This is a genomic window from Nitrospira sp. BLG_2, from assembly GCF_049222245.1.
Genome location: NZ_JBLYIG010000119.1, coordinates 1 through 13,395, shown reverse-complemented (window position 1 = coordinate 13,395; position 13,395 = coordinate 1). Strand labels below are relative to the sequence as shown.

The following is a 13,395-nucleotide window of genomic DNA, read 5'->3' as shown; positions in this document are numbered from 1 at the left end:
CTAGCTCGGAGACCAGCCAAGCCAAGACGGAAGAGGCCCCAATTTACACGGGACCGTGACAAAAACCGTGACGGAGGTTGTTAGAGAAGGAAGCTTGCTGAGGAAGTTATTGAAAAGGTTTGGAGCGGGCGATGGGATTTGAACCGCACTCCGTCGTCGGATCAGCTCTGAACCTTGCTTCCCGGCTCCTGCAACACGTAAGGTGTCTATCCGCTCGCCTTAATCACGATGAGACGATAAATACCTCGCGGTCGGGGCAAGCAAGGTATGGAGCGGGCGATGGGATTTGAACCCACGACAACTAGCTTGGGAAGCTATGACTCTACCACTGAGCTACGCCCGCTCGCTGTGACGGATCGTACGCTGGCTTTCTATCACAAGTCAAGGAAGGTGTTCTTTCATTTCAGGATCTGAAGTCCGCAATGGCGAACTGTTTTCCACTATCTTGATCTGAATAAATGACTCTCGCTCTTTTTTGTGCTTTGGGACGCTCAACGGAGGAACTCGTGGACCATCGGCACTATGCCACACGAGATGAAGCCAAGCAGGACATCTTCGAATACATCGAGGTGTTCTACAATCGGCAGCGCCGCCACTCAACCCTCGGCTATCGCTCCCCGGCCGAATATGAAAAAGACGGCTGTCGCGTCATCCGGTATCCACCAAATCAGGGGAAGATCACAGAGTAAAACGATGAGGAGGTCGGCACTCTGACCATGCAGGGACTTCAATTCGCACTCCTCTTTGTCCTGGTGCTGCAAACCGAATATGGAACCTAATCTCATACCAGTAGAGGGTGCGTCCGTCGTCCATGGTGGGAGGTGTTAATACGGTGTTAGCGAGAGCGACAAACCAGACTGAAATGAAGTGAAATGGTACGAAGTCAAACTAGAGCGAAATCGCGTATTCCATTGAAGGGAGAAGGGATTGCCCAGGTCTTCATGACTTGAGCAACCCCTATCTTGTGATCCTCGCCCATGAGCTGGTGTAGGAAGTCCCCTGGGTTCATTCGTCCTGCTCTAGCGGAGGATGGCTGGGTGGGGTTGATCTATGAGCTTCGAGAATCCTCATGGCGTCTCGGGCTGCCAGTACGACTTGTGGATCAGGATCATAAGTGAACTCCTGTATTTTGTGGCGTGTAGTCTCGTCACCGATATCTCCTAGAATGACCAAGATAATCGGTAACTGGTACCGACGATGAATGGCTTCCATGAGAAGTGGTATCGCCCGCTGTTTGCTCTTTACCAACAGCATTCCCGCCAACATTCGGAGAGGTTCCTCATATTCCAGTGCGCGAATCAACGCTCTTCCTGCTGATTGTAAGTGTGTGGCCCGCCAAACTAAGAAGAGCGCGCTGATACGTAGTGACTCCAGGAAAATGGTAAGGCGACTGAAAACTTTACTCATTCACAGCATTGCCGGAACGTTGTGCTGTTTCCATACAGCCATGTCATGCGTCGCGCTGTGGTCGAACCAAATGGGAAGGATGTTTTCTTGTATCTGCGACAGATTGAATCGTTGTCCCCCTCGGTCCGCAAGTATCACGAGATCCATTTTCACTCGGACGGACACGACCTTGCCCATTGCCTCAAAATTCGGCACATACTTCGGCACATGCACTGGACAGGACAGCAACACCAATTCATTCATAGATATTCCTGCTGTGTGACTTGTAAGCATCGCAACGCTTCCCCCATGGCTGTGAGTCATAAGGTTCGCCCCACTGGCTTGATGAGAGACTAACCACGCTGCGAGATCGGCGCCAGCGAGACTCCTTGCAGCATCGCTGTAACCGCCAGACCATTCGAATCGATCCGGAGAATGGTATAAATCTTTCCACACATCATTCAGAACGTAGGTGTGAAAATCTCCTCCGGGTTGCCACCAGGATTCCGTGCTCGCCCAAGTTCCGTGAACGAGAACACTGGTGTGAAGCGGACCCAGCGGTCCATCGGAATGAGTCGCTGTCATGAGGTCCTTCAAGCGCTGATGTCCGGGCTCAATATGAGCCAGCGCGTTTGCCGCTACTTTTCGAACAAGAGGATCATTACTCTGCGTTCCCTCCACGAGAATTTCAACTAGTCCGGTCGGGTCTGTGGTTAGATCAAAATAGCTTGAGGCTGCGGCAACTCGTACAATGGCATCGGGCGAGCGGAGACTCGCCTCTAAAAGTTGCGCCGTAGTCGATGGAGAAGGCGATGCGTGAAACTGCCGAGCGGCTTGGAGGATTCGTTGTCGAGTTGCTACCGCTTCTTCCGATGTCAGAGGTAGTTCTCTGGGTTGTAGTGGCGTCCTTTCCTGCCGATCAAAGCGCTTTCCTTGGTATGGGATACGTGGAATCCCAAGTTCTGTGACCACATCAGGGGAAAAGAATTCTGATGTGAAACCGCGTGCATTAGATTTAGCCCGGAAAGCCTCTTCATCTCCTCTTATTTGTGAACCTAACACCAGAAGCTGTGCAGCTTGTGCCAATTGTGCTGATCGTGTGGTTTCAAGAAAAGCCGCAGCACCTTGAAGTGGCTGGGTGACGTAGTCAGGCATGGAGGCCCTCCCTTTGCCTCAGAGCTAGTTTGACACAAACCAGTTGCGCCCTAGGTCGTCGTGCAAAGAGTGTGGGTTAGTCTACTTCGGTCGAATGGACAAAGCAATTGATGTGGTTCCCACTCCTGATCTGGATGAAGAGGACGATGAAAAATCCGAAGAGCGAGGTTTGGGCCGTAGGTCCTTCCCCCCTCATCTACTACCACGCTACTACCAAAATAAGACCACCGCCCGCACACTTCTTTTGCCCTGGTGCTGCAAACCCGATATGGGTCCTAAACCAGTGACGGCGGGGGGGCGCCGGTCATGTTAGAGGTGATGAGGGCACTAAGGAGAGGTGTTAATACAGTGTTAATGAGAGCGGCAAAATGAACTGAAGTGAGGTGAAATGGTATGAAGTGAAGCTAGAACGAAATTGCGTGTTCCATTGAGGGGAGAGAGGATTGCCCAGATTTTTTAATATAACTTGAGTAATCCCCTATCTCAGCTTGGGAAGCTAGGACTCTACCACTGAGCTACGCCCGCTCACTGTAACGGATCGTACGCTGGCTTTCTATCACAAGTCAAGGAAGCTGCTTCTTCGTTTCATGGTTTAAATTCCGCAACGGCGAACTTTTTCTTTCCAACTTTAAGCCGGCATTGTTGATTACGCTCAAATGGGATGAGCTTATCCGGATTTGTCTCTTTGACACCGTCGACCTCGACTCCGCCTTGAATGATCAATCGTCTTGCTTCACTGCCGCTGGAAATCAAACCTGTCTTTGTGATCAATTTTGCGAGTCTGATACTACTACCTCCCCGAGTATCGTTTTCCTGCATATCGTCCGATTGCAGTACTACATGCGCATCCGGCTTATCGGGAAATTCCTTGGCCTGAAATTTTTGTCTAAACTCGGTTCTCGCCTGCTGCCCGGCTTCCGTTCCGTGATAACGCGCCACGATCAACTCGGCCAGCGACTGTTTGGCTTCCATGGGGTGAAGGGCTTTCACGCGCTCGAGGCTTTCGGTCGTCAACAGTTCATAATATCGATGCATCAAAGCATCGCTGATCGACATGATTTTTCCGAACATCTCTCCCGGCTTGTCTTCCAGCGCGATATAGTTTCCGACGCTCTTGCTCATCTTCTTGACGCCGTCCGTTCCTTCCAGCAACGGCATCGTGATCACGACCTGCGATTCCTGGCCGTAGTCACGTTGTAACTCCCGTCCGACCAGCAAGTTGAATTTTTGGTCCGTCCCACCCAATTCCACATCGGCTCTGAGGACGACGGAATCGTAGCCCTGCACCAGGGGATACAAGAACTCATGGATGCTGATCGGTTTCTGCTCCTGATAGCGCTTATGGAAGTCGTCTCGTTCCATCATCCGCGCAACCCGATAGTGCGCGGTCAGCTGAATGAGCTCTTCCGCCGACATCTCTTTCATCCATCGACTGTTGAACTCAATCAGGGTCTTCTCCGGGTCGAGGATCTTGAAGATCTGCCGCTGGTAGGTCTTGGCATTGTCCAGCACTTGGTCCTTGGTCAATGCTTTACGCGTCTCGGATACGCCGGTCGGATCGCCGATCATCCCGGTGAAATCACCGATGAGAAAGATGACTTGGTGGCCGAGTTCTTGGAAGTGCTTCAATTTATGGATCAGGACCGTATGCCCCAGATGAAGATCGGGTGCCGTCGGATCAAATCCCGCCTTGATACGCAAGGGACGCTTCTCCGCGAGCGAGCGCTTCAGTTTAGCCTCGAGCTCGGTCTGCTGGATCAACTCCACCGCGCCACGTAGGATCAAGTCTAATTGTTGGCTCACGTCCTTCATGACTCACGTCGCTCCGTCTCTCGTTTTGAATCGCCTGCTGAGACCGTCACCAATGACTTCAGACGATCATATTTTTTGGCGCCGATGCCTTTGACTGCGCGGAGGTCTTCGATTTTCTGAAATCGTCCGGCTGATTTTCGAAACGCGATCACACGTTGAGCCAGCACGCTGCCGATCCCCGGCAACGTCTCCAGTTCATCGGCACTTGCGCGATTGAGATCGAGTCGTGAACGAATCCCCGGTTTCAATGGCTCTGTCTGCGCAACGGCCACCATGTTCGGACCCTGTACGTTTTGACTAGACGAGCTGGAGGACCGGCTTTCGCGCGCTTCTAATTCCATAGTCCGGGAGGCGACGACCTGATTGTCGGCCGGTGATGGGCTGCCGTGAGCCGGTGGTGGTGGAGCCCATCGGGCCCAGAACACCACACCGATTGTCAGGGATAGCATGCCAAGTTTCAGAAGCAAGGACTTAATCATGCGCCTACCCTCTTCCGAATATGGTGAATGGCGAACCTATCCAATGTCATCCCGTTCAAAAACTATTGCGCTGATTCCCAGTGGAGCCGCCAGGTCTGGTTCTAAGAATCGCGGTCTGGGTTTGATCGGACATAGCCATGGCAAGGTTGAGGCGCTGGTCGAGGGTATGAGTGATGAAAGGGATTTCCGGCACTCAACCTCGACCGGAATCTTAACCTTTCTTCAGGCTGGCAAGGAAGGCTTCGTACTGCGACGCTGTCATCAGTTGATCGGTTTCCTGAGGATCGGCAAGCTCGATCACCGCGATCCAACCCTTGCCGTAGGGGTCGGAATTCACGACTTCGGGATTATCTTTGAGGGCGATATTGATTTGGCTCACCGTTCCGCTGACCGGCGTATAAATCGTGGACGTTGTTTTCGTCGATTCGACTTCTCCGATCTGTTGGCCGACCTTGACCGAGGCGCCCACTTTTGGCAGATCCAGGAAAACGATATCGCCCAAGGCATCCTGCGCGAAGTCGCTGATACCTACAGTGGCTCGTTTCCCATCGAGACGAACCCACTCATGCTCTTTGTGAAATCGCAAATCGGATGGAATCATGTCGGCTCCATTCGGTGAACAGTGTGAGAAGTTAAGACCAAGGTTAAGAAAAGAAAGGGAACCTACTGCTCGACCTCAACCTGAAAGAGTCTTCCGAATGGTAGTGGGCCGGACCAGCGTTGTCAAGAAACGAGTCGAGGGGGGAGGATTATAGACCATTGAACCTGAATCGGTTCGATCCAAGAGATGCGGGAAAACAAAAAACAGAGGAACAGCGCCGGCGCTGTTCCTCCTCAATGGTACTGGCCGGAGCTTGGTCGGATCCTCGCAGCCCAGCACAGAACATTAGCGGAAAATCTCCATGCCGGGGAAGAAATATCCAACCTCGAATTGCGCGGTTTCCGGCGAGTCGGAACCATGCACGGCGTTGAATTCGATGTTCGTTCCGTGCGCGTTGCGTATCGTCCCGGCATCGGCTTTTGCCGGGTCGGTGGCCCCCATCAGCTCGCGGTTTTTCTTGATGGCATTGTCACCCTGCAACACGAGAACAACCGCGGGTCCCGAAGACATAAAGGCGCAGAGACTGCCGAAAAAAGGACGCGCCTTGTGCACGGCATAAAACCCCTCCGCCACCGATTGAGACATATGAATCATCTTGATGGCGACCGGCTTCAACCCCGCTTGTTCATACCGGTGAATAATGTCCCCGATAACGTTTTTCTTCACTGCGTCAGGCTTGATGATGGCCAACGTTCGCTCGCTCATGATCGCTATGTTCCTCCAGATAGTTTCAGCACACATTTCAACGGTGCGACGCATTATAGGGAGGGCCTCTTCAACCTTGCAAGCATTCGATGGCTTCATGGTAGGACTCGGCCTCGAGATCATTAGCCTTGCGATCGGCCGTCGCTCACCATCCGCATCCGCCAGTCAGCTCAGCCCACCCATCCAGAGTCGCTCACGTCGGAGAATCGGTTATGGGGCGGCACGTCTAGGGGCAATCCGTATGTATCACGTGGAGCGGCAACAGAGAGCCCGCCGTTATAGGCAGATTTTCCTGCAAAGAAGATTAGCGTGGCGATCAGGAGGACAGGACGATGAATGGAGCAGATCCACCAATCGGAAACGATGGAAGGATTGAGAATTTTGGACGTACGGCTTCAGCGATCGCATTCCAAGCCATATTGCTTCTGAATCGATTCTGCAACAGCCGGCGGCTCCTTAGCAAGGAGCGCACACGTGGTGAAATTGCCAAAAACCTTCTTCTGATTCCTATCGATATAGGTCCAATCGACGATTTCCGTTTTTGCGAATGAGTACGACTGTCCCTTCTTGACTGAACGAATCATCGGGAGGTTGTCGATCCGTCCGGACCAGAGATCTCCTTGTGCTTTCAGGTTGGAGACCCACAGATATTCCTGGTTATCGCCTTCGCTCACTCTGACTTTGACCGAATAATGGTCTGTGTTGGGCGGCGGCGAGCCGGCTTGTCGAAGAAAATCTTCCAAGCCCGCCCGGGCGCGTTCCATGGCTTTCTGCATCGCAGGGTCTTCGTCACTGATCTCGACGGCACTGTCCTTCTTGGCCTTATCGGTGAATGATTGCGGGAACGCGGAAGGGTGTAAGGGTGTGATAAGGAACGCCAACAGGGTGAGGTTCAGCACCGCGAGTCGTTGCATGCAAGCCTCCCAGAATCTACAGCTCACCGTCCATGATGTGAGCTGTTGCGTCGCCATATTGAGCCCGTCCGGACCGCAATGCAAGGTCGTCCACACATTCAGCGTTTCAGAGAAGCGTGGCGTACACTCCGGCACACAACCTTTGACAGAATTTATCTGTTTTCTGCTACGCTGCCGATATGCCCCGACGCCGGCATACTCGTCACCACTCCCGCCATTCTCGTCTGGGTTCGATGGCGCGTTTCGCGCATCGGCGGTGGCAGAATCTCTGTTTGTTTCTACGGGCCGTCGGCCGAACGCCACCCGCGGCACAATTGGCCATCAGTGCCAGCCTTCTCTTCGTGGTCATGTTGGGTATCAATTGGACGTATCACGCGTTCTACAAACCGACGGAATTATTCTTTCCGGTGGAGAATGCGCTCACCAAGAACCCGCGCGAGACGTGGCGAGAGTACGGCCACTTGTTCGAGGTCCATTCGACGGCCATTATGACACCGGAACTGCTCGCCGCCTTGGCCCAAGCCGAAGGCTCCGGTAATCCCGTGGCGCGAACCTACTGGCGTTGGCGCTTCGTCTCGTCGAATCCCCTAGAGTGGTACCAACCCGCCTCGACGGCGGTCGGCATGTTTCAAATTACCGACGGCACGTTTCAAGAAGGAAAACGTTACTGTATCCACAACCATGTGGTCGTCGAAGACGGGCCGTGGCACAACTTCAACTCTTGTTGGTTCAACAGCTTCTATACCAGGGTCATCCCGGGGCACGCCATCGAGCTGACCGCCGCGTACCTCGACCGTCACGTGGCAAAAGCGGTGAAAGAGCGGCCGGCAACGCTCCAACAGAAGCAGGATCTGGCCGCGGTCATCCATCTCTGCGGCGCCGGGGCCGGCCGTGACTATGCAAAGCGGAACTTTCGTCTCTTGCCGCACCAGCGCTGCGGTGACCATGATGTGAAGACCTATCTGACGAGAGTCAAGGCCATGGAGCGTCTCTTTGCGACATTGGCGGCCGGCTCGATTCCCACCAGTATTCACCGTTGAAGCGATCAAGTTACAGGAAGATCTTCCACCCGATGGACTGGACACGTCTGACGTCAAGTGTCGGTTCGGCTGATGTCTTCATGTCGCAATCCAAGAGAACCAAACATTTGAGCTGATCGGTCCGATCCTTCCCCATCAAAAGACACATGGCCGTCACACGACTCTCCAACAGTGGCCCCCTGCGCGCGCCGATATTCATTCATGGTATGGTGGCCGCGGTAATTTGGCACTGTTGTGCGAGGGCGTCCTCATGGGTTCAGAGGGACCGAATACAATACGGAAGACCGTCTTGGCCGGCGCAATCGGGAATGTGCTGGAGTGGTATGACTTCGCCCTGTTTGGATATTTCGCGCCGGTCTTGTCTCGTCTCTTCTTTCCAGCTTCGGATCCATCGTTGTCATTAATAGCTACGTTCGGGGTGTTCGCCGTCGGCTTTCTTGCCAGACCATTGGGTGCGCTGCTGTTCGGGTACTGGGGCGATACCAGGGGACGACGAGCGGCCTTGGCCTGGTCCATTATTCTCATGGCGCTCCCCACCTGTCTTGTCGGCTTATTGCCGACCTATGCCCAGATCGGTCTTGCCGCGCCGCTTGCGCTCACAGTTTTGCGTTTTCTTCAAGGTCTATCGGTGGGCGGTGAGTTCACCGGATCAGTCACCTTTCTCGTTGAGCATGCCGCACCGGCTGAACGAGGCTACATCGGCAGTTGGGCCGGGTTCAGCGCGCAGATCGGCGCGCTGTTGGGCTCCGGTGTCGGCACCTGGGCGAGTGCGAGCCTCTCATCGGATGATCTTCAACAGTGGGGATGGCGCATCCCGTTCGTGGCGGGAAGTGCCATCGCGTTGGTCGGCTGGTATCTGCGGCGGCGCATTCCCGAGTCACCGGCTTTTGAACGGCTGCAACAAGCAGGTGTGGTGTCTTCCTCACCGGTCCGTGAACTGCTCGCATCGCACCGCGCACCGCTGTTGCAAGTGATCGGTCTCGTCCTGTTGCATGGCGTCGCGTTCTATATCTTCTATGTGTTTCTTCCCACCTATCTCACCAAAATGACCGACCTCCCGATGGGAACAGCCTTGCTGATCAACACGATATGTATGGCCTTATTGGCGGTGCTGATTCCCTTGATGGGCAAGCTTTCCGATCGAGTCGGGCACCGATGGGTACTGGCAGCCGGCGCCGCAGGCCTGGCCCTCGGCACGGTCCCGTTCTTTTCTTGGCTGAGCAGCGGTCATCTCGCACTGATCGTCACGGCCCAAGTCCTGATTACGATGTTCGTGTCGGCCTATATGGGTCCGTTCTTTGCCATCGTGGCGACTCTCTTTCCAGTCGCGCACCGCTACACGGGCGTCTCAATTTCCTACAATATTGCCTCGGCTCTGTTCGGCGGGACTGCGCCGTTGATGGCCACCGTGATGATGGAACGGAGCGGGAGTGCGCTTGCCCCAGGATGGTATGTCAGCCTGTGCGCCGTCCTGTCGTTGATCGCACTGTCCACGATTCGTGACGAGAGAAAAGGGACAACCGGGGTGTCGTCGGAAACGCATTGACCGTGACCATGACACATACGATATCTTTCACAAGCGATGGAAGGTCTAGTAGCTGGCTTCGGAGAATCCATGTCGTCGACACAGATCTTTGACCGCAACTCATATCAGCAAACTGACGCGTGGGTCAGAGAAGTTTACGTTGGGGAATATCTTCAGTGCTTGCCGCTCGACCCAGGCGGGTGTTGCCCGGCTTCCTTCCCTCATGTTGGTCATTGAAAAAACACTCAAGACGAAAACCGGATCGAATCACGTCGGTCACCCCATCTCCTGTTAGGTCATCAATCGTACTTCTGGCTCCTTGGGATCAAAGCTCGGTGGATAAGTATATTTTTTGAAAGAACGGCGATTCCACTCGGCGCAGAATTGCAGTGGATAGTACCCAGTGAGCGCGCCTTGTGTGACCAACAGATCCGTTCGTCCATCGCCATCTGCGTCTATCAGTTGAACGCCAAGGTTTCCGAGCGATAAACCTGCTGGCGCTTCCGACATTGGACGCGGTAAATCGAAGTGACCATCGCCTCGATTGCGCCAATAGCGAACCCTGCCGTTCATTTCCAGGATATCGGCAACCCATTCCCGAGTAGGTTGTATAAGTCAAGACTTCATCTGACAGATAGCGAGTCCTCACCGAGTGTAGGCCGCTAAGATGTTCTCCTTCGCCAACGACACACTGTCCACGAACGTCTGCATCGGGGTCTTGCCATAACACCACCGCCCTTGATGGGGCCGCTGCTCGTTGTATTCCGTGATCCATCCGTCGAGATCGGTTTGCAGTTCCTCCAGCATCCGATAGATCTTCTTCCGGAACGCCACGCGAAGAACTCGTTCAACATGGTCTTGTGGAACCGTTCGCAGATTCTCTTTGGTCTGGGGATGCCGCGTTTTCGTCCGGGTGCGATCGATGTTCTCCACGGCCAGGTACAGTTCATACTCATGCCGCTCCGGCGCTCCGAAGTACTCCGTGCCGCAATCGGTGAGGACCCGGTTGAGGGGAATCCCGTGCTGCTCCAAGAACGCAACACTCGATCAGGAGATCGGCGGGCGTGACCGGCGTCTTCCAGTCATACAGTTTTGCGAACCCGACCTTACTATAGGTATCAATGAACGTCTGTTGATAAATCCGCCCGACGCCCTTGAGCGTCCCCACATAGAAGGTATCTTGGGCGCCACATTGGTGTTCTTCCAACGCGATGACATCTTGATGGAGGTCAAGTTGGGTAGAGAAAGTGTTTGGAAGGATGAACTCACACTACGTCGATTGAAACTGTACCGAGAGCTCGCCGGGTTGGAAGACCCCTCGCTCGGTGATGATGGCGGTGATAAGTTCGGCCGGGGTCACGTCGAAGGCTGGATTGTAAACGGCCACATTTAGGGGTGCGACTGGATGGCTGCCGTGGATGGTCGTGACTTCCAGAGGATTGCGTTGTTCGATAGGAATATCGGCGCCCGATTTAGTTTTTAGGTCGATGGTCGAATAAGGGGCCGCAACATAAAACGGAATGTTGTGGGCTTTCGCTAAGACCGCAACGGAATAAGTCCCGATCTTATTGGCGACGTCCCCGTTGGCAGCAATTCGATCAGCGCCGACGATACAGAGATGAATCTTCCCCTGCCTCATCAGTGAACCAGCCATATTATCCGTAATGAGCGTGACCGGTATCTGATCCTGCATGAGCTCCCATGCCGTGAGCCTTGAACCTTGAAGTACAGGGCGAGTTTCGTCGGCAATTACATTGATTTTCTTACCTTGTTCCCATGCTGATCGGATCACCCCGAGGGCAGTTCCATACCCTGCTGTTGCGAGCGATCCGGCGTTGCAATGGGTTAAGATAGTTTCCCCATCAGAGATGAGGTTCGCTCCATGGCGTCCCATGGTCTTACAGAGATCAATATCTTCTTCAAGTACCGCTTGAGATTCTTTCAGGAGGGCTTGCTTGATCGCGGAGACCGGCTGAGCCTGTAGAGATTCCAGCTTTCGCCTCATACGCTCAATCGCCCAAAACAGGTTCACTGCGGTAGGCCTGGTCGCCGCCAGTTCATCACAGATTTTAATGACTGCCGGTGCAAAAGAAGAATAATTCATCGCATTGATCGACTGCGCCCCCAAGGCAACACCCATGGCTGCCGTCACACCGATCGCCGGCGCGCCACGAACTTTCAAGGTACGAATCGCCTCCGCGACAGTTTGGTAGTCCCGGCAGTCGAGGAATTCAACCGTTCCAGGGAGCCTGCTTTGATCGAGCAAGCGGACAGCGCCGTCTTTCCATTCAACAGTGGGAACCATGGTGAGATCTTCTAGCGGGAATAGAGATGAAGTGCAAGGCCTATCTACGGCGACCGCTGACTTTGAGAACTCTGTTGATCAGTAACCGATTGCTGAACGTTATTTTCTGAAGTAATTACCATACCCAGAACACATCCTCTATTTCCCCTTCTCCAGCACAACCCGATCCTGTCGTTCGTATTCTCCTCGCTCCCATTCATGACGTGGCGAAACAGTCCGAGGTGGAACGCCCGCCGGCGCATACCGCGCATGCCCGGCACTACCGACTGACTCAATCAGCACTCGTGCGCCGATTGCCGCCACGGCTCCCAAAAGACAAAGAAATAGAATCGCCCCCCACCCGCGAATCTTCCCTTTCCAAGACCGATGGCATATGGGATCTGGGCTCATCTCCGATTCCTTATCGTTGAGAGGATGGTCTAGTCATAGGCTTCACCCATGCACAACCCATCAGAAGACGAGTTCGCCGCTGTGACTCAGCACCATAGTCCGACAAGACCGATATATCGGTAAGCTGCGGCTCTGACTTGAATGAACCGGGTCTTTGATCTTCCATCCTTGTTTAACCTTTGTGATTCTTGATGCCTCATCACCTCACTTATTCACAGCCTTTCTCACGACAGGAGCCGGCCGCGGGTTGCGCTTATTCAGCTCCCTCTCCAAAGTGGCGCGGATGAAACCACTCGTCGTGTATCCCTGTTGCTTGAGCGCGTCGAGCTGCTCCTTCAACTCGACAGGAAGTTGGACAACAATGCGAACAAGCTTTGACATGATCGCGACTCCCTCTGGGTAACGTACTCATGGAACTTTTGCACATGCTGTGCCTTGCGGGCATCTCATTACCGGTATGAAAATGCCGACACTTCTCCCGTATCCCCTCAGCCATTTCTCCCGCAGCGAGTCAAAAACTGTCCTTCATGACCCGTCTTGTACAGAAAGGTGCGCCTCCAGAGGAGAATGTGACGCGAGCTGGAGAGAAGGCATGTGGATGGTTATGAAATTTGGAGAACGAGTCTGTGCCAATTCTGAGACTCGCAGCGCCAAAGACAATGTGGAAAGTCTACAGGTCGCACAATAAGATCCCGCATGCGGCTTACCGTGAACTCGGATGTCGAGAGCCGTCCTGTCACCCAGATCGCTCCATCACGATCCGTGCGAAAGATTGGAATGTGCTGATCTTGATAGGCTTCCAGGACTGCTTCCACCGGATGTCCATAAGGATTACCCGCACCAACCGAGATGACCGCATACTGTGGCTGGAGTTGCCGAATCCAGTCCGGATCCAGCGAGCTGCGCGCTCCGTGATGGGGTACTTTCAGTACGGTCACCGGTTGGTATCCTTCTTCGTTCAACCGCTTCAATCCGGCAGTTTCAATATCAACTGCAAAAAGGATGGCATAGGTTCCACACTGCAGCCGTGAGACAATGGACAGATTGTTCAATATGGTCCCGGTATAGGGCTGAGTCGACGCA

At 53.9% G+C, this 13,395-nt stretch carries 14 protein-coding genes, 1 tRNA gene and 2 pseudogenes; 3 read left to right on the top strand and 14 right to left on the bottom strand.

Annotated elements, in window-relative coordinates; genetic code table 11:
* Positions 1-268 precede the first annotated feature (268 nt).
* A tRNA-Gly gene (locus ACOSYY_RS03500) sits at positions 269-343 on the bottom strand.
* A gap of 157 nt (positions 344-500) precedes the next feature.
* Here ACOSYY_RS03500 and ACOSYY_RS03495 point away from each other — a divergent pair.
* Positions 501-689: pseudogene (locus tag ACOSYY_RS03495) on the top strand (IS3 family transposase); the annotation flags it as partial.
* Positions 690-1,005: 316 nt separating this feature from the next.
* Here the strand turns inward: ACOSYY_RS03495 and ACOSYY_RS03490 are convergent.
* The 7 genes from ACOSYY_RS03490 to ACOSYY_RS03460 all read right to left on the bottom strand — a co-directional run bounded on the left by ACOSYY_RS03490 (position 1,006) and on the right by ACOSYY_RS03460 (position 7,052).
* Positions 1,006-1,407, bottom strand: coding sequence for a hypothetical protein (locus ACOSYY_RS03490; protein WP_421660883.1), 402 nt, complete (start codon positions 1,405-1,407; stop codon positions 1,006-1,008).
* Positions 1,408-2,541: a HEAT repeat domain-containing protein gene (locus tag ACOSYY_RS03485; RefSeq protein WP_421660882.1), complete on the bottom strand. Its 1,134-nt coding sequence runs from the start codon at positions 2,539-2,541 to the stop codon at positions 1,408-1,410.
* Positions 2,542-3,126: 585 nt separating this feature from the next.
* The gene (gene tyrS / locus ACOSYY_RS03480; protein ID WP_421660881.1) at positions 3,127-4,353 is read right to left on the bottom strand and encodes a tyrosine--tRNA ligase; all 1,227 of its coding nucleotides are present in this window, start codon (positions 4,351-4,353) and stop codon (positions 3,127-3,129) included.
* Positions 4,350-4,832 carry a ComEA family DNA-binding protein gene (locus ACOSYY_RS03475; RefSeq protein ID WP_421660880.1) on the bottom strand — a complete coding sequence of 161 codons (483 nt, stop codon included), beginning with the start codon at positions 4,830-4,832 and terminating at the stop codon, positions 4,350-4,352. Before ACOSYY_RS03475 ends, tyrS begins: the two co-directional genes overlap by 4 nt.
* A gap of 211 nt (positions 4,833-5,043) precedes the next feature.
* Positions 5,044-5,433 carry a glycine cleavage system protein GcvH gene (gene gcvH, locus ACOSYY_RS03470; protein WP_421660879.1) on the bottom strand — a complete coding sequence of 130 codons (390 nt, stop codon included), beginning with the start codon at positions 5,431-5,433 and terminating at the stop codon, positions 5,044-5,046.
* Between the two features lie 285 nt (positions 5,434-5,718).
* Entirely contained in the window at positions 5,719-6,141 is a 423-nt protein-coding gene (ndk, locus tag ACOSYY_RS03465; protein ID WP_526023273.1) for a nucleoside-diphosphate kinase, read from the bottom strand.
* A gap of 392 nt (positions 6,142-6,533) precedes the next feature.
* Positions 6,534-7,052, bottom strand: a complete 519-nt coding sequence (locus ACOSYY_RS03460; protein ID WP_421660877.1) for a DUF2314 domain-containing protein — start codon at positions 7,050-7,052, stop codon at positions 6,534-6,536.
* A gap of 233 nt (positions 7,053-7,285) precedes the next feature.
* Here ACOSYY_RS03460 and ACOSYY_RS03455 point away from each other — a divergent pair, with 233 nt between their 5' ends.
* Together ACOSYY_RS03455 and ACOSYY_RS03450 are read left to right on the top strand one after the other, a co-directional pair.
* Positions 7,286-8,092, top strand: a complete 807-nt coding sequence (locus tag ACOSYY_RS03455; protein ID WP_421660876.1) for a lysozyme family protein — start codon at positions 7,286-7,288, stop codon at positions 8,090-8,092.
* 250 nt (positions 8,093-8,342) lie between these two features.
* Positions 8,343-9,638 carry an MFS transporter gene (locus tag ACOSYY_RS03450; RefSeq protein WP_421660875.1) on the top strand — a complete coding sequence of 432 codons (1,296 nt, stop codon included), beginning with the start codon at positions 8,343-8,345 and terminating at the stop codon, positions 9,636-9,638.
* Between the two features lie 270 nt (positions 9,639-9,908).
* Here the strand turns inward: ACOSYY_RS03450 and ACOSYY_RS03445 are convergent, their stop codons facing one another.
* The 6 genes and pseudogenes from ACOSYY_RS03445 to ACOSYY_RS03420 form a co-directional block, all read right to left on the bottom strand.
* Positions 9,909-10,190 (bottom strand): FG-GAP repeat domain-containing protein, encoded by a 282-nt coding sequence (locus ACOSYY_RS03445; RefSeq protein ID WP_421660874.1) that lies wholly within the window; start codon positions 10,188-10,190, stop codon positions 9,909-9,911.
* Between the two features lie 72 nt (positions 10,191-10,262).
* Positions 10,263-10,806, bottom strand: a pseudogene (locus ACOSYY_RS03440) (integrase core domain-containing protein); the annotation flags it as partial.
* Positions 10,807-10,887: 81 nt separating this feature from the next.
* Complete coding sequence (gene mtnA / locus ACOSYY_RS03435) at positions 10,888-11,922, bottom strand: S-methyl-5-thioribose-1-phosphate isomerase (RefSeq protein WP_421660873.1); 1,035 nt, start codon at positions 11,920-11,922, stop codon at positions 10,888-10,890.
* Between the two features lie 138 nt (positions 11,923-12,060).
* Positions 12,061-12,312 (bottom strand): hypothetical protein, encoded by a 252-nt coding sequence (locus ACOSYY_RS03430; RefSeq protein WP_421660872.1) that lies wholly within the window; start codon positions 12,310-12,312, stop codon positions 12,061-12,063.
* 204 nt (positions 12,313-12,516) lie between these two features.
* Positions 12,517-12,693 carry a YlcI/YnfO family protein gene (locus ACOSYY_RS03425; RefSeq protein WP_421660871.1) on the bottom strand — a complete coding sequence of 59 codons (177 nt, stop codon included), beginning with the start codon at positions 12,691-12,693 and terminating at the stop codon, positions 12,517-12,519.
* 221 nt (positions 12,694-12,914) lie between these two features.
* Positions 12,915-13,395 (bottom strand): ComEC/Rec2 family competence protein (locus ACOSYY_RS03420; RefSeq protein WP_421660870.1); only part of this gene is annotated, 481 nt, incomplete at its 5' end.